This is a genomic window from Qipengyuania pacifica, from assembly GCF_019857205.1.
GTDB classification, from domain to species: domain Bacteria; phylum Pseudomonadota; class Alphaproteobacteria; order Sphingomonadales; family Sphingomonadaceae; genus Qipengyuania; species Qipengyuania pacifica.
This window is the reverse complement of record NZ_JAHWXO010000006.1, coordinates 1-22,843: the sequence shown is the minus strand read 5'-3', so window position 1 is coordinate 22,843 and position 22,843 is coordinate 1. Positions and strand designations below refer to the sequence as shown.

General features: G+C 60.9%; 34 protein-coding genes. 22 read left to right on the top strand and 12 right to left on the bottom strand.

The window, feature by feature from the left end:
* Nucleotide 1 precedes the first annotated feature (1 nt).
* Nucleotides 2-1,186 (bottom strand): acyl-CoA dehydrogenase family protein, encoded by a 1,185-nt coding sequence (locus tag KYK83_RS10750; RefSeq protein ID WP_103022318.1) that lies wholly within the window; start codon nucleotides 1,184-1,186, stop codon nucleotides 2-4.
* Nucleotides 1,187-1,363: 177 nt separating this feature from the next.
* Between KYK83_RS10750 and KYK83_RS10745 the strand changes: the two genes are divergently transcribed.
* From KYK83_RS10745 to KYK83_RS10700, 10 genes are all read left to right on the top strand, one after another.
* Nucleotides 1,364-2,224 carry an SDR family NAD(P)-dependent oxidoreductase gene (locus KYK83_RS10745; RefSeq protein WP_222828250.1) on the top strand — a complete coding sequence of 287 codons (861 nt, stop codon included), beginning with the start codon at nucleotides 1,364-1,366 and terminating at the stop codon, nucleotides 2,222-2,224.
* Nucleotides 2,224-3,699 carry an MFS transporter gene (locus KYK83_RS10740; RefSeq protein ID WP_196846912.1) on the top strand — a complete coding sequence of 492 codons (1,476 nt, stop codon included), beginning with the start codon at nucleotides 2,224-2,226 and terminating at the stop codon, nucleotides 3,697-3,699. Before KYK83_RS10745 ends, KYK83_RS10740 begins: the two co-directional genes overlap by 1 nt.
* A gap of 80 nt (nucleotides 3,700-3,779) precedes the next feature.
* Nucleotides 3,780-5,114 (top strand): acyl-CoA dehydrogenase family protein, encoded by a 1,335-nt coding sequence (locus tag KYK83_RS10735; protein WP_222828249.1) that lies wholly within the window; start codon nucleotides 3,780-3,782, stop codon nucleotides 5,112-5,114.
* On the top strand, nucleotides 5,114-6,202 hold the full coding sequence (locus KYK83_RS10730) for a Zn-dependent alcohol dehydrogenase (RefSeq protein WP_222828248.1): 1,089 nt from the start codon (nucleotides 5,114-5,116) through the stop codon (nucleotides 6,200-6,202). The genes KYK83_RS10735 and KYK83_RS10730 overlap by 1 nt, the downstream gene beginning before the upstream one ends.
* Nucleotides 6,202-7,281 (top strand): phosphotransferase family protein, encoded by a 1,080-nt coding sequence (locus KYK83_RS10725; protein ID WP_222828247.1) that lies wholly within the window; start codon nucleotides 6,202-6,204, stop codon nucleotides 7,279-7,281. Before KYK83_RS10730 ends, KYK83_RS10725 begins: the two co-directional genes overlap by 1 nt.
* 46 nt (nucleotides 7,282-7,327) lie before the next feature.
* Nucleotides 7,328-8,152, top strand: coding sequence for a 2,3,4,5-tetrahydropyridine-2,6-dicarboxylate N-succinyltransferase (gene dapD / locus KYK83_RS10720; RefSeq protein WP_222828246.1), 825 nt, complete (start codon nucleotides 7,328-7,330; stop codon nucleotides 8,150-8,152).
* Between the two features lie 80 nt (nucleotides 8,153-8,232).
* Entirely contained in the window at nucleotides 8,233-8,544 is a 312-nt protein-coding gene (locus KYK83_RS10715; RefSeq protein ID WP_222828245.1) for a hypothetical protein, read from the top strand.
* 19 nt (nucleotides 8,545-8,563) lie between these two features.
* The gene (locus tag KYK83_RS10710; protein ID WP_103022312.1) at nucleotides 8,564-8,791 is read left to right on the top strand and encodes a hypervirulence associated TUDOR domain-containing protein; all 228 of its coding nucleotides are present in this window, start codon (nucleotides 8,564-8,566) and stop codon (nucleotides 8,789-8,791) included.
* Complete coding sequence (locus KYK83_RS10705; RefSeq protein WP_103022311.1) at nucleotides 8,791-8,982, top strand: DUF3008 family protein; 192 nt, start codon at nucleotides 8,791-8,793, stop codon at nucleotides 8,980-8,982. Before KYK83_RS10710 ends, KYK83_RS10705 begins: the two co-directional genes overlap by 1 nt.
* A complete protein-coding gene (locus tag KYK83_RS10700) occupies nucleotides 8,963-9,406 on the top strand; it encodes a DUF1810 domain-containing protein (protein ID WP_222828244.1) in 444 nt (147 codons plus the stop codon). The genes KYK83_RS10705 and KYK83_RS10700 overlap by 20 nt, the downstream gene beginning before the upstream one ends.
* Nucleotides 9,407-9,460: 54 nt before the next feature.
* Here the strand turns inward: KYK83_RS10700 and KYK83_RS10695 are convergent, their stop codons facing one another.
* Entirely contained in the window at nucleotides 9,461-10,735 is a 1,275-nt protein-coding gene (locus KYK83_RS10695) for a dipeptidase (protein WP_222828243.1), read from the bottom strand.
* A 68-nt stretch (nucleotides 10,736-10,803) separates the two neighbouring features.
* Here KYK83_RS10695 and KYK83_RS10690 point away from each other — a divergent pair, with 68 nt between their 5' ends.
* On the top strand, nucleotides 10,804-11,106 hold the full coding sequence (locus KYK83_RS10690; protein WP_222828242.1) for a DUF427 domain-containing protein: 303 nt from the start codon (nucleotides 10,804-10,806) through the stop codon (nucleotides 11,104-11,106).
* Between the two features lie 97 nt (nucleotides 11,107-11,203).
* The gene (locus KYK83_RS10685; protein ID WP_222828241.1) at nucleotides 11,204-11,602 is read left to right on the top strand and encodes a DoxX family protein; all 399 of its coding nucleotides are present in this window, start codon (nucleotides 11,204-11,206) and stop codon (nucleotides 11,600-11,602) included.
* A 7-nt stretch (nucleotides 11,603-11,609) separates the two neighbouring features.
* On the opposite strand, the gene KYK83_RS10680 is transcribed toward KYK83_RS10685, so the two are convergent.
* Together KYK83_RS10680 and KYK83_RS10675 are read right to left on the bottom strand one after the other, a co-directional pair.
* A complete protein-coding gene (locus KYK83_RS10680; protein ID WP_067463687.1) occupies nucleotides 11,610-11,861 on the bottom strand; it encodes an SWIB/MDM2 domain-containing protein in 252 nt (83 codons plus the stop codon).
* Nucleotides 11,862-11,886: 25 nt separating this feature from the next.
* Nucleotides 11,887-12,471: a YbhB/YbcL family Raf kinase inhibitor-like protein gene (locus tag KYK83_RS10675; protein ID WP_222828240.1), complete on the bottom strand. Its 585-nt coding sequence runs from the start codon at nucleotides 12,469-12,471 to the stop codon at nucleotides 11,887-11,889.
* 254 nt (nucleotides 12,472-12,725) lie between these two features.
* Between KYK83_RS10675 and KYK83_RS10670 the strand changes: the two genes are divergently transcribed.
* Entirely contained in the window at nucleotides 12,726-14,111 is a 1,386-nt protein-coding gene (locus tag KYK83_RS10670) for a S41 family peptidase (protein WP_346729459.1), read from the top strand.
* Nucleotides 14,111-14,446, top strand: a complete 336-nt coding sequence (locus KYK83_RS10665) for an Mpo1-like protein (RefSeq protein WP_103022304.1) — start codon at nucleotides 14,111-14,113, stop codon at nucleotides 14,444-14,446. Before KYK83_RS10670 ends, KYK83_RS10665 begins: the two co-directional genes overlap by 1 nt.
* On the opposite strand, the gene KYK83_RS10660 is transcribed toward KYK83_RS10665, so the two are convergent.
* Together KYK83_RS10660 and KYK83_RS10655 are read right to left on the bottom strand one after the other, a co-directional pair.
* Nucleotides 14,443-14,895 (bottom strand): DUF3429 domain-containing protein, encoded by a 453-nt coding sequence (locus KYK83_RS10660; RefSeq protein WP_346729458.1) that lies wholly within the window; start codon nucleotides 14,893-14,895, stop codon nucleotides 14,443-14,445. The genes KYK83_RS10665 and KYK83_RS10660 overlap by 4 nt on opposite strands.
* A complete protein-coding gene (locus KYK83_RS10655; RefSeq protein ID WP_248284402.1) occupies nucleotides 14,895-15,326 on the bottom strand; it encodes a COG3650 family protein in 432 nt (143 codons plus the stop codon). The genes KYK83_RS10660 and KYK83_RS10655 overlap by 1 nt, the downstream gene beginning before the upstream one ends.
* Nucleotides 15,327-15,534: 208 nt before the next feature.
* Here KYK83_RS10655 and KYK83_RS10650 point away from each other — a divergent pair, with 208 nt between their 5' ends.
* Nucleotides 15,535-16,155, top strand: coding sequence for a hypothetical protein (locus KYK83_RS10650; protein ID WP_222828238.1), 621 nt, complete (start codon nucleotides 15,535-15,537; stop codon nucleotides 16,153-16,155).
* 47 nt (nucleotides 16,156-16,202) lie between these two features.
* Here KYK83_RS10650 and KYK83_RS10645 read toward each other — a convergent pair whose 3' ends face one another.
* Complete coding sequence (locus KYK83_RS10645; RefSeq protein WP_222828237.1) at nucleotides 16,203-16,769, bottom strand: hypothetical protein; 567 nt, start codon at nucleotides 16,767-16,769, stop codon at nucleotides 16,203-16,205.
* A gap of 191 nt (nucleotides 16,770-16,960) precedes the next feature.
* Between KYK83_RS10645 and KYK83_RS10640 the strand changes: the two genes are divergently transcribed.
* From KYK83_RS10640 to KYK83_RS10630, 3 genes are read left to right on the top strand one after another with little or no spacing between them, the layout of a single operon-like run.
* Nucleotides 16,961-17,446: a helix-turn-helix domain-containing protein gene (locus KYK83_RS10640; RefSeq protein ID WP_222828236.1), complete on the top strand. Its 486-nt coding sequence runs from the start codon at nucleotides 16,961-16,963 to the stop codon at nucleotides 17,444-17,446.
* Nucleotides 17,447-17,499: 53 nt separating this feature from the next.
* Nucleotides 17,500-17,847: a hypothetical protein gene (locus tag KYK83_RS10635; RefSeq protein ID WP_221596238.1), complete on the top strand. Its 348-nt coding sequence runs from the start codon at nucleotides 17,500-17,502 to the stop codon at nucleotides 17,845-17,847.
* Nucleotides 17,848-17,850: 3 nt separating this feature from the next.
* A complete protein-coding gene (locus KYK83_RS10630) occupies nucleotides 17,851-18,276 on the top strand; it encodes a hypothetical protein (RefSeq protein WP_222828235.1) in 426 nt (141 codons plus the stop codon).
* A 57-nt stretch (nucleotides 18,277-18,333) separates the two neighbouring features.
* Here KYK83_RS10630 and KYK83_RS10625 read toward each other — a convergent pair whose 3' ends face one another.
* The 4 genes from KYK83_RS10625 to KYK83_RS10610 all read right to left on the bottom strand — a co-directional run bounded on the left by KYK83_RS10625 (nucleotide 18,334) and on the right by KYK83_RS10610 (nucleotide 20,566).
* Nucleotides 18,334-18,921 carry a fasciclin domain-containing protein gene (locus KYK83_RS10625; RefSeq protein ID WP_196846929.1) on the bottom strand — a complete coding sequence of 196 codons (588 nt, stop codon included), beginning with the start codon at nucleotides 18,919-18,921 and terminating at the stop codon, nucleotides 18,334-18,336.
* A 184-nt stretch (nucleotides 18,922-19,105) separates the two neighbouring features.
* On the bottom strand, nucleotides 19,106-19,450 hold the full coding sequence (locus KYK83_RS10620; protein WP_103022295.1) for an HPF/RaiA family ribosome-associated protein: 345 nt from the start codon (nucleotides 19,448-19,450) through the stop codon (nucleotides 19,106-19,108).
* Between the two features lie 183 nt (nucleotides 19,451-19,633).
* Entirely contained in the window at nucleotides 19,634-20,095 is a 462-nt protein-coding gene (locus KYK83_RS10615; protein WP_222828234.1) for a hypothetical protein, read from the bottom strand.
* A gap of 48 nt (nucleotides 20,096-20,143) precedes the next feature.
* Nucleotides 20,144-20,566, bottom strand: coding sequence for a YbaY family lipoprotein (locus KYK83_RS10610; RefSeq protein WP_196846931.1), 423 nt, complete (start codon nucleotides 20,564-20,566; stop codon nucleotides 20,144-20,146).
* Nucleotides 20,567-20,677: 111 nt separating this feature from the next.
* On the opposite strand from KYK83_RS10610, the gene KYK83_RS10605 reads away from it, so the two are divergent.
* The 4 genes from KYK83_RS10605 (at nucleotide 20,678) to KYK83_RS10595 (ending at nucleotide 22,541) form a co-directional block, all read left to right on the top strand.
* Complete coding sequence (locus tag KYK83_RS10605; RefSeq protein WP_103022293.1) at nucleotides 20,678-21,124, top strand: hypothetical protein; 447 nt, start codon at nucleotides 20,678-20,680, stop codon at nucleotides 21,122-21,124.
* 155 nt (nucleotides 21,125-21,279) lie between these two features.
* Nucleotides 21,280-21,705 (top strand): ion channel, encoded by a 426-nt coding sequence (locus KYK83_RS10600; protein WP_103022292.1) that lies wholly within the window; start codon nucleotides 21,280-21,282, stop codon nucleotides 21,703-21,705.
* A gap of 129 nt (nucleotides 21,706-21,834) precedes the next feature.
* A complete protein-coding gene (locus KYK83_RS17435) occupies nucleotides 21,835-21,966 on the top strand; it encodes a hypothetical protein (RefSeq protein ID WP_255548735.1) in 132 nt (43 codons plus the stop codon).
* A gap of 116 nt (nucleotides 21,967-22,082) precedes the next feature.
* The gene (locus KYK83_RS10595; RefSeq protein WP_222828367.1) at nucleotides 22,083-22,541 is read left to right on the top strand and encodes a YaiI/YqxD family protein; all 459 of its coding nucleotides are present in this window, start codon (nucleotides 22,083-22,085) and stop codon (nucleotides 22,539-22,541) included.
* A 6-nt stretch (nucleotides 22,542-22,547) separates the two neighbouring features.
* On the opposite strand, the gene KYK83_RS10590 is transcribed toward KYK83_RS10595, so the two are convergent.
* A complete protein-coding gene (locus KYK83_RS10590) occupies nucleotides 22,548-22,703 on the bottom strand; it encodes a hypothetical protein (protein WP_222828233.1) in 156 nt (51 codons plus the stop codon).
* Nucleotides 22,704-22,843: the final 140 nt, after the last annotated feature.

The following is a 22,843-nucleotide window of genomic DNA, read 5'->3' as shown; positions in this document are numbered from 1 at the left end:
ATCAGGCTCCCGGCAGGTCGAGAATACGTTTGGAAATGACGTTGAGCATGACCTCGCTCGTACCGCCTTCGATGGAATTGGCCTTGGTGCGCAGCCAGCTGCGGGCGGTCTTGCCGCCGTTGCTCTCTTCGCTTTCCCATTCCAGCGCCGCACTGCCGCCCGCTGCCATCAGCAGTTCGTGGCGGCGCTTGTTCAGCTCGGTCCCGGCATATTTCAGCATGTTGGGCTGGGCGGGATGCCCCTTCCTGGCCTTCAGTTCGTCCATGAATTTCTCGCTCATGGCGGTGAAGGACAAGGCATCCACATCGAACATGGCCATTTCGGCGCGCAGCACCGGATCCAGCAGGCCCGCACGCGACGTCACGGCACCCAGCGAAGAGGCACGGTCGCCGCCGCCGGTAGCCGAAATCATCTCGCGCTCGTGGCCGAGCAGATATTTCGCCACGTCCCAGCCGCGGTTGATCTCGCCGACATAGCCGGGAATGTCCTCGCCATAGCTCTTGGGGACGGTGACATCGTCCATGAAGGTTTCGCAGAACGGGCTGTTGCCGCTGATCAGCTTGATCGGCTTGGTGCTGACGCCCTCGTTCTCCATGTCGAACAGCATGAAGGTGATGCCCTGGTACTTGTTCTCCTTGTCCGTGCGGACGAGGCAGAAAATCCAGTCGGCTTCGTCGGCATAGGACGTCCAGATCTTCTGGCCGTTGACCACCCAGTGGTCGCCCTTGTCTTCACCGAACGTCTGCATCGAAACCAGGTCGGAACCGCTGCCCGGCTCGGAATAGCCCTGGCACCAGCGGATTTCGCCGCGCGCGATTTCGTTGAGGAACTTCTGCTTCTGGCCTTCGGTGCCGAAATGCAGCAGCGCCGGGCCAAGCATCCAGATGCCGAAGCTGGACAGGGGCGGGCGGGCGTTGATGCGCGCCATTTCCTGCCGCAGGATCTTGCCTTCGGGCGGGGTCAGGCCCGCACCGCCATAGGCCTTGGGCCATTCGGGCACGGTATAGCCCTTGTCGCGGCACGCCTCGAACCAGGCTTTCTGCGCATCGCTTTTGAAGCTGGCATTGCGGCCGCCCCAATAGACATCGCCCTCGTCACGGACGGGTTCACGCATTTCGGGTGGGCAGTTGGCCTCGAGCCATTCACGCGTTTCCGCGCGGAAGGCTTCCAGATCGCTGTCGGACATGTGCCGAATCCTCTCTTCTAAAGCAGCGGTATGTTGACGCTTACGTTAGGGTGATTCGCATGGCATGTGCAAGACCACTGGCGACGGTCCGCATTGCCGTAACGTCAGCCGGAATGCGTTGACGCGGCGCAGCGCTCCCCTAAGCTTGAAACGGAGAAATTCGGGGAGAGAGTAGGCATGCGATTCTCGGGCAAGACCGTAATCGTTACTGGCGCAGCGTCGGGAATCGGCGCTGCTGCAACCGCGCTGTTCGCCAGCGAAGGTGCCATCGTTTTCGCCGCCGATATCGATGTCGACGGGGGCGAGAAACTGGCCGCCGATACTCCGGGTGACGTGCGCTTCGCCCGATGCGATGTCTGCGATCCTGCTGCCATAAAGGCGCTGATGGATCGCGCAGGCGATGAAACGGGCGGTATCGACGTCGTCTTCAACAATGCCGGCGCCGGCGGCACCCGCGCCGACATCTCCGAAATGGAACCGGATGACTGGGACCGCACGATGGACCTGCTGCTGCGGTCCGTGGCCTTCGGCATCCGTTATGCCGTCCCGCATATGAAGGGGCGCAGGGGTGCCAGCATCGTCAACGTATCCAGCGTGGCGGCCGTCGGCCCGGGCTACTCCCCCACCGCCTATGCCGTGGCCAAGGCGGGCGTGCTGCATCTCACCAAATGCGCAGCGACCGACCTTGCCCGGCACGGCATTCGCGTAAACGCGGTCCAGCCCGGCTTCATCAACACCAATATCTTCACCGCCAGTCTGGAACTGACGGGCGAAATGAAAGCGATGGCCAAGGCCGCAATCGCGCAGATGTCCGCCAACGCCCAGCCCGTGGCGCGCGGGGGCCAGTCGATGGATATCGCCAATGCGGTCGCATTCCTCGCCAGCGAGGACGCCGGCTTCGTAACCGGAACGTCGCTGCTGGTGGATGGCGGTCTGACAGTCGGCCCGCGCCATAGCTGGGACCCCGAAGAACCCGGCCTGCTGGCTTCTCTCGAAGCGATGGAAGCGCAGGCCAGGGAGGCGCAGAAAGCGCCCTGATGCCCTTCGTCAAAGGCCCCCTCCCCCAGCGTCTGAAGCTGGCCCACGGCTTCGGGGCCGTGGCCTTCGGCGTGAAGGATTCGGGCTTCAGCTTCTTTCTGCTGCCCTTCTACAATCTCGTTCTCGGCGTGGACGCCAGCACGGTCGGGGCGGCGCTGGCGACAGCGCTGCTGATCGATGCGCTGGTCGATCCGCTTCTCGGCCATCTGTCGGACCGTACCTATACGAAATGGGGCCGCCGCCTGCCGTGGCTTTATCTCGCTCCGATTCCGCTGGCCGTTCTGTGGACACTCCTGTGGTCGCCGCCCTTCACCGGCGCGCCGGGCTATTGGGATATCGTCGCACTGGCTGTCGGCGTGCGCCTGCTCCTGTCGGCCTGCGAAGTGCCGTCGGTCAGCCTGGTGCCCGAAATCACCGACGATTACGATGAACGCACCACGCTGTTCCGCTACCGCTTCCTGTCGGGCTGGCTTGGCGGCCTGCTGATGATGGTGCTGACCTTCACCCTGTTCCTGCCCACCCCGCAATCCCAGCTCCAGCCCGAAGGCTATGCGCTCTACGGAATGTTCGGGGCGGGCCTGATCGCGCTTTCGGTCATCGGTTCTGCGGCGGCCCAGCACCGCGTCGTGGCGCATCGCCCGCCGCATCGGCCCCCTGCCTTCTCTATCCGCAATGCTTTTTCGGAAATCTTCGATGCCTTCCGCGAAAAGGCCTTCGTCATTTTCGCGCTCGGCGGGCTGGCCGCTTACATCCTTCAGGGCATGACCTTTTCGATCACGCAATATGTGAACCTCTACGTGTGGCAGTTCAGCGATCTGGCCTTCAAGCTCTATCCCGCCGTCCTGTTCCTTTCGGTCGTGCTCATGTTCCTGATCGTCAGCCCCATCCATCGCCGCTGGGGCAAGCCGAAAGCCGCCGCCGTCTCCGCGCTGGTCGGTCTGGTATTCTACTGCGGCCCCTACTTCCTGCTGCTGGCAGGCGCATGGCCGCCTCCGGGAACGACCGCTTCCACCGTCCTGCTGTTCGCCCTGCTGATCGTCGCCAATACGTCCAGCGTCATTTCGATCATTTCGGCCACCTCCATGGTCGCGGAAATCGTCGAGGCGTTCGAAGAACGTACCGGCAAGCGGGCGGAAGGCACGTTCTATTCGGGCAACTGGCTGGTGCAGAAATGCGCCACCGGTGGCGGCATCATGCTGACCAGCCTGATCGTGCAATCGGTCGATATCGCTCCGGGCACACCGCAGGCCGCTGTTTCGCCCGATGCCGTGCGGCAACTGGTGGTGCTGTTCGTCATCGCGGCCAGCGCGCTGGCGCTCTTCGCAGCCTTCTGGCTGGGGCGTTTCCCGATCACGCGGGCCCAGCACGAAGCGCGGGTGGCGAACCGGCTGTCGCGCCGCCCGCCAACCGAAGAAAACGACCCGATCGATGATGCCGTGCGCGCCGACCCGGATGCGCATTCGATAACCCCCTGACCGGCCAAGCGGGCTTGGCTTGGCACTAACCTTATGCCAGTTTCATGGCGCAACCGAATTGAGAGAAGAGGACAGATACGATGGATTTCGAACCCACTGAGAGGCAAGCATACTGGCGCGACCGGGTGAAGAATTTCATCGACGATCACGTTCGCCCGGCCGTCTCCACCTACAAGAAACAGGATGCCGAAGGCGAACGCTGGAAAGTCATTCCCGTGGTCGAAGATCTCAAGGCCAAGGCGAAGAAGGAAGGCATCTGGAACCTCTTCATGCCGCCCCGCAACGACGGCCATCACCACGTCGAAGAAAGCTTCGAATTCGAAGGTCCGGGCCTCACCAATCTGGAATATGCCCTCTGCGCGGAAGAAATGGGCCGCATTGGCTTCGCTTCGGAAGTGTTCAACTGCTCCGCGCCCGACACCGGCAATATGGAAGTCTTCCATCGTTACGGTACGCGCGCGCAGAAAGACCAGTGGCTGACGCCGCTGATGAACGGCGAAATCCGCTCTGCCTTCCTGATGACCGAACCGTTCACTGCCTCGTCCGACGCGACCAACATCGAAACCCGCATCGAACGCGAAGGCGATGAATATGTCATCAACGGCCGCAAGTGGTGGTCGTCGGGCGTGGGCGATCCGCGCTGCAAGGTTGCCATTGTGATGGGCAAGACCGATTTTTCCGCCGGGCGTCACGCCGCCCAGTCCATGCTCCTGATGCCGATGGATGCTCCGGGCGTGAACATCCTGCGTCACCTGCCTGTCTTCGGTTATGACGATGCCCCGCACGGCCACATGGAAGTCGAACTGAAGGACGTGCGCGTTCCGGTCGACAACATGCTGCTGGGCGAAGGCCGCGGCTTCGAAATCGCGCAGGGGCGCCTCGGGCCGGGCCGCATCCACCACTGCATGCGCACCATCGGCGTTGCCGAAGAAGCGCTCGCCAAGATGTGCAAGCGTCTCCAGGAACGCGAAGCGTTCGGCAAACCGATCTACAAGCACTCGGTCTGGGAAGAACGGGTGGCGCGTGCCCGTATCGACATCGACATGACCCGTCTGCTCTGCCTCAAGGCCGCAGACATGATGGACAAGGTCGGTAACAAGGCGGCCAAGCAGGAAATCGCCATGATCAAGGTGCAGGCACCCAATATGGCGCTGCGCATCATCGACGATGCCATCCAGGCGCATGGCGGCGGCGGCGTGTCGGACGATTACGGTCTGGCCAATGCCTATGCCCATCAGCGCACGCTGCGCCTTGCCGATGGTCCGGACGAGGTGCACGCACGCTCGATCGCACGGATGGAATTTGCCAAGCATCTTCCCGAAGCCGGTCCCACCGCCAATGCCCTGCGCGAAGGTGCGGCGCCCACATCGGGCAACGACAACCACAGCTCGGGCGACATGGGGGCGACACGCTGATGGCAAAGGCAGCTATTCTTGAAAAGGTCGGCGGGCTCACGATCGGCGAGGTGGAACTCGCCGATCCCGGACCGCATGAAGTCCTGATCGACACCAAGGCATGCGGCCTGTGCCATTCCGACCTCCACTTCATCGACGGTGCCTATCCGCACCCGCTTCCCGCCATTCCGGGGCACGAAGCGGCGGGCGTGGTGCGTGCGGTCGGATCGGAAGTGAAGACGGTGAAGCCAGGCGATCACGTGGTTTCGTGCCTGTCCGTGTTCTGCGGACACTGCGAATTCTGTGTCACCGGCCGTATGGCCCTGTGTCTTGGGGCCGATACGCGCCGTTCGGCCGACCAAACACCCCGGATCATACGTTCGATTGACAAGACTCCTGTAGGGCAGATGCTCAATCTGTCCGCCTTCTGCGAACAGATGCTGATCCACGAGAATGCCTGCGTCGCCATCGACAAGGACATGCCGCTGGACCGTGCGGCCATCATCGGCTGCGCCGTAACTACCGGAGCGGGAACGATTTTTAATGCCTGCAAGGTCGTCCCGGGCGAAACCGTTGCCGTGGTCGGCTGCGGCGGCGTCGGTCTGGCGGCCATCAACGCAGCCAAGATCGCCGGCGCGGGCAATGTCATCGCCATCGATCCCCTCGCCGAAAAACGTGAACTCGCTCAAGTACTTGGCGCCACCCACACGGTCGATGCCATGGCCGATAACGCGGTCGAGGAAGTCATGAAGATTTCCCGCGGCGGCGTGCACCACGCCATCGAGGCCGTCGGCCGCCAGGCCTCCGCCGACCTGTGCGTGAAGATCCTCCGCCGCGGCGGCACCGCCACGATCCTCGGCATGATGCCGCTGGACTGCAAGGTCGGCCTCGGCGCCATGGACCTCCTGTCGGGCAAGAAACTCCAAGGCGCGATCATGGGCATGAACCACTTCCCGGTCGATCTGCCCCGCCTCGTCGACTTCTACATGCGCGGCCTCCTCGATCTCGACACGATCATCGCCGAGCGTATCCCGTTGGAGAAGATCAACGAGGGATTCGAAAAGATGAAGCAGGGAACCTCTGCGCGCAGCGTGGTGGTCTTCGACTGATGGCCGAAGAACAGGCGATCGATTTCGACAAGGAAATGGTCGGCACCATCGAGGTTCCCGAAGCCGACCGGATGGACCTCGACGCGCTGTCAGATTGGTTTACGGCCAATGTCGAAGGTTTCGAGGGCCCCCTGAGCTATACCAAGTTCAAGGGCGGTCAGTCCAACCCGACCTACCGGATCGACACGCCGGCGCGCAGCTATGTGCTGCGCCGCCAGCCCTTCGGCAAGCTGCTGCCAAGCGCGCATGCCGTGGACCGGGAATACACGGTGATGCATGCCCTCGGGCCCACCGGCTTCCCCGTGCCCAAGACATACGGCCTGTGCGAAGATCCGGAAGTTATCGGTTCGAAGTTCTTCGTCATGGGTCTCGCCGACGGGCGCAGTCTCTGGAACGGCTCCCTGCCCAATAATACACCGGCCGAGCGGAGGGAAATCTACAACTCGATGATCGACACTTTTGCCGATCTCCACACCAAGGATCCGGTTGCCATCGGGCTTGGGGATTTCGGCAAGCCGACCGATTATTGCGCACGTCAGATCAGCCGCTGGTCCAAGCAGTACAAGCTCTCCGAAACCGAGCACATGCCCCAGATGGAGCGGCTTATCGAATGGTTGCCCGAGACCATCCCGCCGCAGCACGAGAGCAGCGTGGTCCATGGTGACTACCGGCTCGACAATATGATCTTCCGGTCAGATTCCAACGAAGTACTCGCAGTGCTCGATTGGGAACTGTCCACCCTCGGCGATCCGATTGCGGATTTCAGCTATCTGATGCTGAACTGGCATAATCCCCATGACGGGCGCGCTGGGCTGGAGGGTCTCGACCTCAAGGAACTTGGCATCCCGTCGCAGGACGAAGCAGTGGAGCGCTATGTAGCGCGCACCGGCTATCCCGTGCCGCCAATGGACTGGTACTTTGCCTATAATCTGTTCCGCCTGGCGGGCATCATGCAGGGTATTAAGAAACGCGTGATCGATGGTACCGCATCATCCGCTCATGCGAAGTCGATGTCCGAACGTGTCGCGCCGCTGGTCGACAGGGCATACCAATTCGCCACGGCAGCAGGGATGGACTAGCGCAGCAACGCTGCTAACGCGTGCTCCGAATTATCCGGAGATGAAGATGAGCGCCGACCTCGAAAATCGCATCGAAGCTGCGTGGGAAGACCGCGCCAATGTCACTCCGCAATCGAGTGACGTGCGCCAAGCGGTCGGAGCGGCGCTCACCTTGCTCGACAGCGGCGAAGGTCGCGTTGCAGAACCCGATGGCAAGGGCGGGTGGACCGTCAACCAGTGGCTGAAGAAAGCTGTTCTGCTCAGCTTCCGCCTCAACGACAACCAAGTCATGGAAGGCGGGAGTGCGGGCCATCCTGCATTCGACAAGGTTCCAAGCAAGTTCGCCGGCTGGGACGATGCCCGTTTCCGCCAGGCCGGGTTCCGCGTTGTGCCCGGCGCAATTGCCCGCGAAGGTGCCTACATCGCCCCCGGCTGCGTACTGATGCCCAGTTTCGTCAATATCGGAGCCTATGTCGGCAAGGGCACGATGGTCGACACCTGGGCCAGCATCGGCAGCTGCGCGCAGATCGGCGAAAATTGCCATATATCCGCCGGTGCGGGTATTGGCGGCGTGCTGGAGCCGATGCAGGCAAATCCCACCATTATCGGCGACAATTGCTTCATCGGCGCACGGAGCGAGATCGTCGAAGGCGTGATTGTCGGTGAAGGCTGTGTCGTCGCGATGGGCGTTTTCATTACCCAGTCGTCCAAGATCGTCTATCGCGACACCGGCGAGGTCATCCGCGGACATATACCCCCTTACTCGGTGGTCGTGCCCGGAGCCCTGCCGGGCAAGGACGGCGGCCCGGGCCTGGCCTGCGCCGTGATCGTCAAGACGGTGGACGCCCAGACGCGAGAGAAAACCGGGATCAACGATCTGCTGCGCGACTAGCGCAAAGGAACATTCCCCGCACGGAAGCGTAAATCTCCCTGATACCTGCGGGTTCGCACATTTTGAGGGAGTATTACCGCGTGCACAAAGAAGGCGAAGAGATCCACATCGACGAAACCGAAGCAAGCGGTGGCTCGAAAGAGGGCGTCGTACGCTGGGTACTGGCCGGAGGTCTGCTTCTGGCAGTGATCCTTCTGTCGATTACCTGGATTATTCCCGCAATGACCACGGGCGATGTCGAGGAAGAAGGCACAGTGAGCGGTCAGATTTCGTCCATGGAAGACGGTAGCACCGATACCGACAGCATCGTGACCGATCTGGGCGATGACGAGGCGACAACGCAACAAGACCGCACCACTACCGAAGACGGACTGGAAGTTGTCGAAAACTGAGCATCTGCGGAGAGGTCGCATGAGCAATTCAAACAGTTTCAGGTCCGGCCAGTATGTCGAATGGAGCTGGGGTAACGGCAAAGGTAAGGGTCAGATTTCGGAGCGGTTCGAACGGAAAGTCACCCGCACCCTGCAGGGTGCGGAAGTGACGAAGGATGGCGACGGAGATAATCCGGCTTATCTCGTCCGGCAGGATGATGGCGACGAAGTCCTGAAATTAGGATCCGAACTGGAGGCGCAGAACTGATGCCTGCACAATCGAAAGCCCAGCAACGCGCGGCCGGCGCTGCGCTGGCCGCCAAGAGAGGCGAGACAAAGGTCGGTGACCTTCAGGGCGCTTCGAAAGACATGTACGATAGCATGAGTGAAGACGAGCTCGAGGATTATGCCTCGACTAAGCTCGACGGGCTCCCCGACCATGTCGACGAAGACGACTGAACGTAGCGAGTTCGCCCATTTCCTGAACGCTCAGGACGGCGGCGCTTACGACGTTGCACTTGCCGAACTTCACGAAGGCAAGAAAGTGGGCCACTGGATGTGGTTCATCTTTCCCCAGATTGCCGGACTAGGCAGCAGTGCAAACGCCCGGAGATTCGCGCTTGCCGACAAGGCCGAAGCGACGTCCTATTGTACCCATGACGAACTTGGCCCGCGGCTTTTTGAAGCGACGGAAGCCATGCTGGACTGGGCCGGCACAATGTCGGCCGAAGATATTCTCGGACCTGTCGATGCACTGAAGTTTCGAAGCTCCATGACGCTTTTCGAACTCGCCTGCGGAGATGAAGACGCGCAAGTCTTCTCCGAAGCGCTCGAACAGTTCTACGACGGTGAGCGAGATCCCCTCACACTGGCAAAACTCTGACGGCGTCTCCAGCGCCAGTTTACAGATTGTCGCCTGGGCATCGCATGTTGGCGTTCATTCGCTATCGTCACGAGGTTCGCCAGCCGGGTATTCGATCGGAGGGAGGTCGGAAACGCTGGCGGCGAACGCTTCCGCTTCACGCAGAACCCGCATCATATTGCGGGATGATATCTTCTCGAGATCATCCTGCGAATACCCACGCCCGGCGAGTTCCGCAAACAGGGCGGGATAGCCGGCGACGTCTTCCATTCCTACAGGGCCGCTCGGCATGCCATCGTAATCGCCCCCGATGCCGATATGATCGATGCCGGCAACATCGCGAATATGATCGATGTGGTCAGCCATATCCGAAATGGTCGCGACCGGTTCGCGATTTTCAGCGTCCCATTTGGCAAGCTCGGCTTCGACTGTATCTGGAAGGCCCGGATATAGGGCTTTCAGACGGGCTTCTTCGCCTGCTCGATTGGCCGAATGAGTGCGAAGGTCCTCCTTGATGAACCACGGCAATGCAACGACCATCACGATACCGCCATTTGCAGGCATGCGGGCAAGCACACTATCCGGAACATTGCGCAGATGCCCCGCGACGGCCCGCGCCCCCGAATGACTGAAAATGACGGGGGCCTGCGCTACATCGAGCGCATCCATCATCGATGCTTCGCTGACATGGCTCAGATCGACCAGCATCCCGATGCGGTTCATTTCGCGCACGACATCCTTGCCGAACGCGTTGAGCCCTTCATGCCTGGGAGCGTCGGTGGCGCTGTCGACCCAACTCAAGGTCTTTCCGTGCGTCAGCGTCATGTAACGCGCGCCAAGATCGTACATTTGCCGCAATACGGCGAGGCTCGACCCGATCGAGTGGCCACCCTCCATCCCGATGAGCGAGGCAATACGCCCGGCCGCCATCGCCTCCTCTACCTCATCCGCGCTCAGCGCGAGCTGCATATCGTCGGGATAGCGCGCGATGAGGCGCTTCGTGACGTCGATCTGCTCGATCGTAGCCTGAACCGCTTCGGGCTCCGCCAAGTTTGCACTGACATAAACGGACCACCACTGCGCCCCGACCCCCCCCTGCTTTAGGCGGATCAGGTCCGAATGCATGGCCGAATGATCTGCAGAGGCCGTATCAAGCGTATCGCGAAAATCGAAATCGTTGATCACGTTGCCAACCCGCGAACGCAGCTGGATGGGAACATCGTTATGCCCGTCCCATACAGGAGCCGCTTCGAGAGCGGCTGCAGCGATGCGCTCCGCATTGTCTTGAGCGAATGCCGGGGAGCCGCACGCGATGGCGGCAGCCGCAGAAGCTAGCAGGAAACGGCGCATGGACAGGAACCCCTTGTTGTTTCGCGGACTGTCCTAGCAAACACGAACAACAAGAAAAGGCTTCGCCCATGACCGTATCTGCGCATTGGAATGGCGAGCTGCTTGCCCGCAGCGACGAAACGATCGTCGTGGAGGGAAACCATTACTTCCCTGCAGACGATGTCGCGCGCGGTGTTCTGGTGCCCAGCGATACCACCAGCGAGTGCCCGTGGAAGGGTACGGCGAATTATTACTCGATCAACGCCGGCGGGCAGATCAATCCGGATGCGGCATGGTATTACCCCGAACCAAAGGAGGCAGCGGAGGAAATAAAGGGCCGCATCGCTTTCTGGAAGGGCGTCGAGGTTGTCGACGAACGGAGCACGGGCTAATCCCCAAGAAATATAGAGCCACTTTTTGGCGCCGGGATCTCTGTCTTTTCATGATCGATTGTCTGGAACCGGCAATCGCATACTGATAGCGGGGCTCATGATCAGGACCGGACTTCGTTGGCTACTGGCAGCCTTCTATGCGTTTGCAGGCGTCATCCATCTAGCCGACCCACAGCCTTTTCTGTTGATTATGCCGGGCTGGGTGCCGATGCCGCACGCAGTGGTTTTCTGGACGGGTGTTGCCGAACTGCTGGGTGCGGCGGCGCTGGTGCAACCGGTAAGCCTGGCTTTGCGGAGGGCCGGAGCGATCGGCCTTGCAGCTTATGCCGTTTGCGTATTCCCCGCCAATATCCATCATTTCGCTTTGGATATGGCCCGCGCCGATGGCGGATTTGGGCTCGGCTATCACATACCGAGGATGATCGCGCAGCCGATCCTGGTCTGGCTCGCGCTATGGACCGGCGGCGTAACGGACTGGCCGTTACACCGCCGATAGCCAGTTGTCAGCTCATGTGCTTCGAGACGGCGCCCGTCATCTTGAACATGGAGATCTGTTCCTTGCCGATCACCGCGCCGAGCTTGTCGTCGGGGTTGATCATGCGCTTGTCCTTGGAATCCTGAAGGTCGTTAGCCTTGATGTGATCCCACACCTTGGAGGTGACCTGCGCACGGGTCATCGGACCCTTACCCACGACATTCTCCAGTTCCGGCGATAGATTTACCGGCTTCTGCAGTGCGTTGTTCTTGCCAGCCATGACTAATCCTTTCCTAGGCTATGCTTCAATCTACGTCGCCGAGATCCTCGACGTCCAGTTCCTCGACCTCATGGCCTTCGAACCGGGCGGTGAGAACCGCAGCGGCGGTCACGTGTCCGTCCAGATTGCGGACGAGTTCCTCATGCGTTGCCCCCGGCATCAGTGTGAGCGGGAGATCAATCGCGAAAAGCTGAAAGACATACCGGTGTTCCTCGCCCAGCGGAGGATCGGGCAACAGCCACTCCGAATTGCCATGCGCGTTCTTGCCGGTGCGGGGGGGCGTTTCGCCCTCCATCAGCTTGCCCTTCTGCGGGGGAAGGCCCCAGACCGTCCAGTGGACATGGCCCTTATCGGCATCCTCTGCCACGAGAACAATTTCCTGGGCCCCTGGGGGCGGCGACGTCCACTCCAGCGGAGGAGCGACCGCATCCTCCTCGATCGCCGTAAACGATGGGTCGAGTTCGCCGCCGTTTTGAAAAGCTGCGCTGGTCAATGCAAAGCCGCCGCGTCCAAGCACGCTCTCGTCGGCAACCTTCTCCAGTGTTAGAGTATGGCCGACGGGAACCCCGCCAACCGCATTCAGCACCCAAGGCGCTACGCCGCTCGCCATGAAATCTCCTCTTTTCCGCTATTGCGGGCATCTTTCGGCCTGCCCTTAAGGCATAGCTCGGGGGTGCAAACCATCCCATGAGGCGAAATTTGCACCGATTTTACGGGGAAATGGGCCTTGCAGGCGTTTATTCGTGCTATTGCTCACCCTCAATTAAGCCGTCATGGTCAGAAGAAGGCCGATCGCCGGGATTTAAGGCGGATAGCAAGGGGAGCAGGATTATGGGGTTGGGTCGCACCGTTCTAAGCGCAACATTGGCAGTCTCACTGGCCGCATGCGGGGGCGGTGGTAATTCCAGTGGCGGCGGCGGCAACACCGGAACTGGCGGTGGCACCATTGCCGATGCCTGCTCTCTTGCAAGTCGGCAGGACTGGGCGCTTCAGCAGCTGAACGAATTTTATCTCTTCCCCACCCTGCTCGATCAGACCGTTAACCGTGCAAACTATTCGACGGTCCAAAGCTATATCGATGCTCTGGTTGCGCCAGCCCGCGCCCAGCAGCGCGACCGGTTTTTTACCTACATCACGTCGATCGCGGAAGAGAATGCCCTCATCAGTAGCGGGTCGAGCGCAGGCTTCGGCATCCGGCTGTCTTACCAACAGGCATCTCAGCAGGTTTTCGTGGTGGAAGCGTTCGAGAGCGCTCCGGCACTGGCCGAAGGGATCGACCGCGGCAGCGAGATCATCGCGATCAATGGGCAAAGCGTCAGCCAGCTTATGGCCAGTGGCGGCCCGCAAGCCGTGGTGAATGCGCTGGGCCCTAGCGATCCGGGCGTAACCCGGGAGCTGACCGTGCGTCAGCCCGACGGCACCGAACTGACAGCATCGGTGACGAAAACCGAATTCTCGCTCGATCCGATTTCGGATCGATATGGTGCCAAGATCTTCGACAATGGCGGTACCAGGGTCGGCTACGTTAACTTGCGAACCTTCATTATCGAAGATGCCACTCGCCAATTGCGGGAGGCATTTCAGGTTTTCCAAGACGAGGGTGTAACCCAGATCATCCTCGATTTCCGTTATAACGGCGGGGGTCTCGTTTCGGTCGCCGAATTGCTTGGCGATCTCCTGGCGTCTGACAAGGTCGGTCAGGTGTTCAGCAAAACCGTATTCCGCGATTCCCAAAGCCAGTTCGACGAAACGCGCCTGTTCAATTCCGAGCCGCAAGCAATCTCAGCGACCAAGATCGCCGTAATCGGTACCGACGGCACGGCATCAGCCAGCGAATTAGTACCGAATGCGTTTATTCCCTACCTCGGCAACAATATCGCGCTTGTCGGGTCGGATACCTTCGGCAAGCCGGTGGGCCAGATCGCGCGCGACCGTTCAGCCTGCGACGATCGCTTTCGGGTCGTCGCATTTCGCACAGTGAATGCCAACGACGGCGGGGATTACTATGACGGCCTCGCCAGTGTGATGCCGCGGACATGCCGGGCCGAGGACGATATCTCGAGACAGTTGGGCGATCCCCGGGAAGCTTCGATCGCTACCGCGCTCGATTTCCTCGCCGGCCGCAGCTGCACGGCGATTGGTTCGGCACCCGGTTCGACTACTGCCAGGAGTGCGGCACCGGATACGAGCCAATTGATGATGCCCGACGCGCCCAATTCCGCGCAAATCGAGATACCAGGCTTGCAGTGATGGCAGAGCGTTACACCACCTTTGCCGAGTTCTGGCCCTTTTATCTACGCGAACACTCCCGCCCCGGCACACGCGCGTTGCATTATATCGGCACCAGCTTGGTCGTGGCGGTAGCGATCGGCGCCGTGGTGACAGGAAGATGGTGGTGGTTGCTCGCTATGCCGGTAGCTGGCTATTTCTTCGCATGGATCGCGCATTTTGCTCATGAGAAGAACCGGCCCGCGACGTTCACCTACCCGTTGTGGAGCTTCAGGGCCGACTTCCAGATGTGGTGGTTGTGGCTGACGGGCAGGCTAGGCCGCGAACTTGACGCCGCTGGTGTCACCTCGAGCTAGGCCAATGCGGCTGCCAGGGTCAGTAGTCCCAAGCCGATAGATAGCGGCACCCGCAGTGCCATCCACCATGGCGGCGCGAGAGAGTTTAGCTTTGCATCGACACCGAGGCTGACAAGAAGCCCGCCGGCGAGCATGATCAGCGACGGCTCAGGCCATTCCCAACCCAGAAGCCAGGGTAGGAAACAAGCAAGTCCGACAAGAGCCGGCAAAACCGCTGCAATCCAAACCCAGCCAAGAGCCCGCCTGCGTTCGGCGGCCGGGGCCATGGCTGCTATTCCCCACCATGTTCCACCCAGAAAAGCCAGGATCAGTGCGGCATAAGCTACGCTGATGATCTGTGCCGGTTCACGGCTATAATCTGGCCCCCAATAGAGGACAGCGACACAGATGAACTGAGGCAACAAACCGGCAAGGCCGAGCCAGCGTGGCATCCGGGGAACGTTGCCCACTACTGAGCCTCGGGCCCGCTAAAGGGCTGGCTGTCCGTCCACGCGCACCCTTGCCGTTGCTCCCCACCGACAAGCAGGGTGGCAGTATAGGGAAAGATGCGGTCGCTCATGCCATCGGAGCATTCGCCGGGAGTGATCATCAGATCGAAGCTCGCTCCGTTCAGGCTGCCGCTGATGCCAAGGCCGTTATTGCCAGCAAAACGTTCAACCGGAAATTCACTTCCGTCAGGATTTTCGGGGGTGGAATATGTGGCCATGCCCGCTCCGGATGCGCCTCCCCAGAACGGCTCAGTTCCAGTATAGTGGATGACCTCACCAGCCGAGATCGCATCGAATGTGCCACCATCCTTCACGCTGTTCGACGCTCCATTGTCCGCGGTACAAGCAGCCAGCAAGATCAAAGAGCTTGCCACTAGAATCTGCAACTTCATCGCTTTTCCTGTGATAACCAATGCGTTTTTGCGCCTTCCCACTGTTTGTCTGCCTTGAAGAATGCGGCAGCCGGGAGAGAAGCCAAGTCCCCTATAAGCTCCATCACCCCTAATTCGCACATATCTTTTCCCTCTGCGAAGGACCGGCCAATAGAACGGAACGTACCAATGGCTTGCCTTGCGGGTATGCAGATGAAACACTGCATGCATGAAGTCGACGCGTCTCCATTTCGTCTGGTACGCCGCCCCCGCCGTGTTTGCCGTCGTGTGCGCGGGGGCGTTAGGCGGATCCTCCATCGGCTCAACAACTAGTCTGACAAAGCCGACTAAAGTTCTTCCCGATATGTCGGGAAATTCTGCCATTGGGGATTACCAGCCATCTGACAGCCGAAAACTGCCCAATCACTATCCATTGGTGACACCCTCCGGGACTATTCCCGTTGCCGAATTGGCCAGGCATGGGCGCTTGCGTAATTCACGAAATGAATGGCGCGGCCCGTTCGACGAAAGCGGGGTCGATACCAAGCAGGAATGGGAACTCGACAATAACGAGATTGATCGTTTGGCGGACTGGCACCCCACAAACAATCGAGCTACTGAAGCGTTCGATCGCGCCTATCAATCCGATCGGACAAAGAACGCATTCAGCGAAAACGCAGAAACCGGGTCGAAAGAGGCGCAAGCGATCAAATCTGTTCGCGCAAAAATGCAGGTGGCCGACGCCTCAATTAAGAGCCAGCGACCTCCAGGCTCTGATAATGTGCGCAGAAGCGATGCCGAGATTGGAGAACCTCTTCCTATCTCGCCGCGCCCCGCGGTCACGCAGTAAACTGGTCTGTGTGGGCGCTCGCTTGGTAGAACAGCGACGGCGATAATTTAGGCACAGCCTTCAACATAACCCAGCTCGGGCATCACACCGACATGGATGATGGAAACCTTCCCGTCCGGGTTAATCTCGAACCGAAGTCTGGGCTCATCGCCGGGCTGGGTAAGGTATTTGCCTTCAGGACCGGTATATTTGTGAGGCTCTTCCCGGAAGCTCGGGAATTCAGCACGCACGTCCTCGATGGTCGAACCTGGACCAATGCCTTCAATGAGCTTTACGCCGCTACCATCAGCGACTGAAATGCGGCGCACTTCTCCGTTGGTTCGAATGGCGTAAACCCCCGGCCATTCGGGAGATGACAGGGTTTCGCACCCATTTCCGATCTGACCGTCGCCCGCAGTAAAATTGCTGTTGGCGGGTACCGGCCGCCCAATTGTCAGGCCTCCCAGCCCCTCGAGCGTTAGTGTTTTTGGCCCGGGCGACGCGGTTTTGTCGGATGCGGGACTGGCGATGGCTTTGGTAGCTGCCTCGGATTGCGTCGCAGCAGAAGGGTTATCGTCCTGCGATGAGCACGCGGACAAAAGAGCCGCGGCGAGAGGAATGGCTAGATATCTCATGACGACATTAGCGCCTGTCAGGGCCGCTGGTTCCCCAACGATCGCAAATCAGAGCGAGAGGCGGCCGCGTGGCTTTTGGAATTTTACGAAATGCTTGCGCGGCTAGACCATATTATACTTATATTTCATACCCAATCGTGGGAACATTTCCGCATCCTGGAAATTCGTTCGACAATGGAGGAAAGGAATAGATGCGAGCAGCACCGCAGCATCAGGACGATCCATTAACTGGGCGCCAGAAAGAATGTATGCTGCTGCTTCAGGATGGGCTGAGCTCAAAGCAGATCGCCCGTGAACTGGGCATTTCCCCGCGTACAGTAGACCAGCACATTTCGGCTGCGCTTGAAAATTTGGGCGTTCACAGTCGTCTGGAAGCTGTTTCCCTCCTTCACGATCAAGAGCTTGTGGAAGTCTCGGAAGGCACCGAACCTCCTCAAGCACCGTCGCGCGATAAGCGCCAGCATCACCTGAGCCCGCTCCCTCGCCCTAGCGAAGTTTACCGGCGATCAGGCTATCTTCCCATTTTCCCTCCGATCGGAGGCGGGGTGAACGCAGCGTCGACCAAAGATCGTATCATGTGGATAATCCGCATCGGCATCCTCAGCCTGATGCTGACCTGCCTCGCGGTTGTATTCATTTTGGGCCTTTCCGAGATGGTCAGGCACGTATCCGGATGATTTCATGCCCCCTGCATTCTCCAATCGTGGAGACGGCGAGAAAGGACATAACCATGCATGATATCGAACCAGCAGCGGGCCAGGTAGTCGCCAGCGATACGCAGAAATCGGTCGAGGCAGTCGATCAGGCCGTGATGTCGCTTGCACATCTGTGCGCCAGCATTGTCGAGGTGAGCAAAGCGTCACGCCTTCCCATCAGTACGGCGCAGGGCGCCCTTGCAATGGCCGGAACGGGACTGACGAAAGCGATCAGCAGCCGGGAAGACCTGAGCCGCGCCACCAGGGAACTGATCAAGATCCAGAATGCGTCCAATCTGGAAACGGTGGCGTTCGGATGCCCACCGCTTCATGAAGCAAGCGCTCGCCTTTCAGACGATGTTGCCGTGGACCTGGCTGCCTGAACAATGAACGTGATTTTCCTGCTTGCCTTCTGGCTGTTTCTGCTCACGGCACTGACACTCGGATGGCAGGCAGGTAATCGCTACGACCGCAGGGTAATTACCGCGATTGCGGCAGCAGCGCTAATTTCGGCTGGCGCCAGCCTTTTCTTGCAAGAGCGCATTTCGCTTCCCCTCGTCGCAGCTGTCGATGTGCTGCTTTTGGTCGTCGTGATGCGATACGCATTGTCGAGTGGGCGCTACTGGCCCATCTGGTTTGCGGCGTTTCATATGACTTCGGTCGTGTTCACCGTACTGGCCGTTGTGCTTCCGCCCACCCCCCATATGGTGGCCGAACGCATTGCGGGGTTCTGGTCTCTACCGTGCCTGATTGTGATGGTCGTGGGGCTGATTGTGGATCAACGGCGCGGTGTGAACCCGTCACCTACATAGAAAAGGGCGACCCGAACGGATCGCCCTTCGCATTTTCAGATCAGCATCAGCAGTCGATTACGACGGCATCATCACAGTGTCGATCGCATGGATGACGCCATTCGATGCTTCGACATCCGTCATGGTGACGGTGGCCTTGTTGCCAGCCGCGTCGGTAAGAACGACATTGCCGCCTTCCATGGTCGCAGTCAGCTTGGCACCGTTCACGGTGGTGATTTCATAGCCGTCTTCACCGGCGCCCTCGATTGCCTGCGTCAGTTCGCTGGCAGGCGTTGCGCCTTCGACTACATGGTATGTGAGAATACCGGTCAGGTCCGACTTGCCAGCCGGGCTGAGCAGTTCGTCACGGGTCGCCTTGGGCACCTTTTCAAACGCAGCATTGGTCGGTGCGAATACCGTGTAGGGTCCGTCACCCGAGAGGGTTGCACCGAGATCGGCTGCCGTGACGGCCGAGACCAGCATGGAGAAATCCGGGTTGCCCTGAGCGACTTCCACGATGGTGCCGGGTTCGGTGGTGGTGTCGTTGGCCATCTGATCCGCAGCGGCGGCATCAGTGTCCATGGCGGAATTATCGGCAGGTTCTTCGGCGCAGGCGGCGATGGCGAGCGATGCGGCCGAGGCGAGTGCTATTGCGAGCTTATTCATATCCGGGTCCCTTTTCTATTGGTTCCGAGAACGTATTGGCCGGCGGTGCCGACCTTATCGTCGCTCCATCCAACGAGCGCCGCGGCTGAATGTGCCCAAATGCTGCCACAATGTGGCGAGCCGGTGCACCGACGCGACGAATGACATAAGCCCACTCGCGCTGTCGATGCACTGGCGCGCGCGGCTACATCACCTTTTCGGGGCGGGCTTCGTGCCGGTGCTTCGCTTCCTTGCCGAACAGGCGGGTGAGGCGCTGGGCCATGGTGCTGGCCGCCTTGCGCGCAGCGGCATCCACGGAAGAGCCATGCTCGGTCACGCCGATCGGCTTGCCGCCGCGGGGGCGCGCTTCGATGGTGCAGCCCTTGTCGTCATTGCCATGGGTGTGATGGTGTTCGTTGTGGACGTGCACTTCGAGGCGGGTGAGGCGTTCTTCGAACCGCGTCAGTTTTTCGCGCACCTGTGCTTCGATGCGTTCGGCGACGTCGTCCGTGCCCATGACGCTGCTGTCCGAATTGAACTGGAATTGCATGGCGTTGTCTCTCCTTTTGCATGCTTGTCTATTCAACGCCCGGCAGGCGCATTCCGGTCCGCGTTTTCGACGCGAATGAGCAACTTTCCGACCGGGTTCAGCGCAGCGACGGGAGGAGACATGGACCGGGTGTTACACAGTCCAGGGAGAAAACTTTGTCGGCTTGTGCGAACAGGCGTCGGCTTATGGGTCCGCAGCGTCGGCTTCATGCATTATCATGTCGGCATGTTCGGCCCGCATGTCGGCTTGCGCGGCCAGCATGTCGGCATAGGCCCCGGATATGTCGGCTTGCGAGGGGGCTGCGCGCAGATAGTCGAGCGCGGCAAGGCCCGGCCCTTCCCAGCGCGAGCGAGCAGCCTGCAGACGCTGCCTGCTGGCAGCCGCGCGGGCCCGCAACCCCATGCGCCGGGCCCCTTCGAACGCTTCGCGGAATTGCGGCCCGTCGAGCCGGGCGCGCAGCGCATAGGCCGACTGCCGGCTCATCCCCACAGCCTTCGCCGCCTCCGCCACGCGCCCGCATTGTTCGAGCGCGAGAAGGAAGGCCTTCACCTTGGGCACGGTCCAGCGATAATCGGCATTGCACTGCCGCACCCGACTGCTCGGGCGGGCGGGAGAGGCAGGTGGCGCGTCGGTTTCATCGGTCATCCGGCAGGATGAGCCACAAAACCGGGTGTGTAGGAAAATGTTTTCGTATCAGCCGGGCGTGCGCACAAGCATCAGGCTGCCGAGATCCACACGGTCGCTGCCAGCCGTCGGCGTGACGGGCGTATTGGTATCGGTGATCCAGAGGAGCTGGCCCGAGCCATCTTCGATACGCACGCGGGCAGTCGTGCGCACGGCACCCTGCAAGGCGTCGCGCGGCACCTCCACACTGAAGGGCAGCGGGACCTGACGCCCATTGGTGGGCATGATTTCTTCGGCCAGAACCGTGGCGGGCGCATCGGCGCGCGAGACATCTTCGATCCGCACGGACATCACCGCCTGCGGCGGCAGGGCGATGCGTTCGCGATAGGTGGCTTCGCCCGAAACCGTCACCACGTCGGCGCTGGAGGGCACAGTGGCACAGGCGGCCAGAGGGATGGCGAGTGCGGCGGCGAGGGGTGCGAGGATCTTCATTTCCAGCAAACGCCGGTATGCGCGCCTGCGTTCCCGGCCCCACACCGTCCGGGCGGAACGCGGCGGCGCGACGAGCATTGGGACACATAACAAAAGTGAAAGGAACCGTTCATGAAACTGCCCAAGCCAATCCTTTTGAGCATCGTCGGCGCCACCGCCCTGACGGCCGCCTGCGGCGAAACGCCGGCCGAACAGCAAGCCGACACCATGGACGACCAGATCGAGATGGAAGCCGACCGCAGCGCGGTAGCCGCCGGCACGGACGAGGCGGCGCTGGGCATGACCGAAGCGCAATTGCTGGACGCCGATTTGGTGACTGCCGACGGTACCGATCTGGGCGATGTCGCGCTGGTTCGCCGCGACGACAATGGCACCGTGACCGGGCTGGTGATCGAACTGGAAGACACCGATCCCGACCGCTGGGTCGAAATTCCGATGGATGGCCTGACCCTGCGCGGCAATGCCACCGACGGCGATGTCCAGACATCCATGACCGCCGCCGATCTGGCGGCCCTGCCCGACGCCGACATGAGCGCTGTCAACAACACGACGATGTAAGCGCAGCGCAATTTTCCGTTTTTTGCGAAGGCCCGTCCCGGAGCGATCCGGGGCGGGCTTTTCGGTGTGGGGGTGCCCCTTCCTGCGATCCGGTTATGACGGAGCGACTGTGCGCGCGGCCCGGATATGCTATTGCCGGGGCAGGAGGGGCCGGGATGATCGAGCAGCTTGCGATTGCGACGGGCATGGTGCTGGCAACGGTGGCGATCCATGGGGGCGGCCTGGTGCTGCTGAACCGGCTGCTGCGGATCGAACAGCGCGAGGAACGGCAGGAACACCTTTCGCCCGTGAGCCTGCCGGGCATGATATTCACCTTTGCGCTGGTGATGGGCCTGTTCGCGATCCACGGGGTCGAAATCTGGCTTTATGCCCTGCTCTACTGGCTGACGGGCGCGCTGCCGGACCTGCACATATCGGTGTATTTCAGCACCATCACCTATGCCACGATCGGTTATGACGACGAGGGGCTGGAGCGGGCGTGGCAACTGGTCGCCGCGATCGAGGGGATCAACGGCATCCTGCTGCTCGGCTGGTCGACGGCATTCTTCGTATCGCTGATGGCCCGGATGGGACGGCGCTAGACCGTCCTTGCATTCGCCGGGCCGGATCGCGGCAGGTCCGGTTTCCCGGCGCCTGCCGAATTGATGCAGGCGATTGCGGGAAAGAGCGTAGGGTGCGTGCGGGGCATGCCGCCCCGACTGGAAACGATCATGGCCAAAGGCCAAGCAAAGAAGAGCCGAGAAGCGCGCAAGCCGAAGAAGGAAAAGATCAAGACCAACGCGTCCCAACCATCGCAGAAGCCGGGTGCGATCAAGGGCCTGGAGAATATGAAGAACAGCTGAGGCTGCGGCACGCCTTGAAGCGGCCGAATTATGCGCGGGCGGCATGCGGTGCTAAGGCGGCACCGATGCCCGCGCCCCAATCCCCCGATCGACCCGGCCCCGACGATACCGGCGATATGCCGGCAACCATCCTGGTCGATGCCGACGCCTGCCCGGTGAAAGACGAGATATACCGCGTGGCCGAACGCCATGGCGCGCATGTGCGCGTAGTGAGCAACGATATCTTCCGCGTTCCGGTGAGCGAGCGCGTAAAACGCGTGGTGGTGAGCGACGGTTTCGATGCCGCGGACGACTGGATCGCCGACAATGCGAGCCCAAGCACCGTGGTGATCACGGCGGACATCCTGCTGGCCGAGCGCTGCCTGAAAGAAGGCGCGCAGGTGCTGGCACATAATGGCAAGCCATTCGATACTGCGAGCATCGGCGGCGCGGTCGCCACGCGTGCGATCATGGCGGATCTGCGCGCCGGAATGGACGGGATCGGGGGCGGCCCGCCGCCCTTCAGCAAGGCCGACCGTTCGCGGTTCCTGCAGGCGCTGGACCGGGTGCTGACCGGGATGCGCCGAACAGGCTGACAGCGATCAGCCCGATTTCTTGGCCTTGTGCGCGGCAATCGCCTCGTCGATCGCGACGATCCGTTGCCGCTCGGGCGTGTCCTTCGCCAGCCCCTTGAGGCGGCAGGTTGCCCATAGCTGGCGGCGTTCGGATTCGAGATTCTTGAGATAGAGATCGGCCATGCGGATGCCTATGCGCGCATCGGCGCGCGCTGGCCAGTGGGGCGTGCAGCGATCATTCCTCGTCGCTGCGCCGCCCGTCGCGTTCCTTGGCGACACCCTTGAACGGCTCGCCATCCGATTTGACGTCCATGAACTGCCCC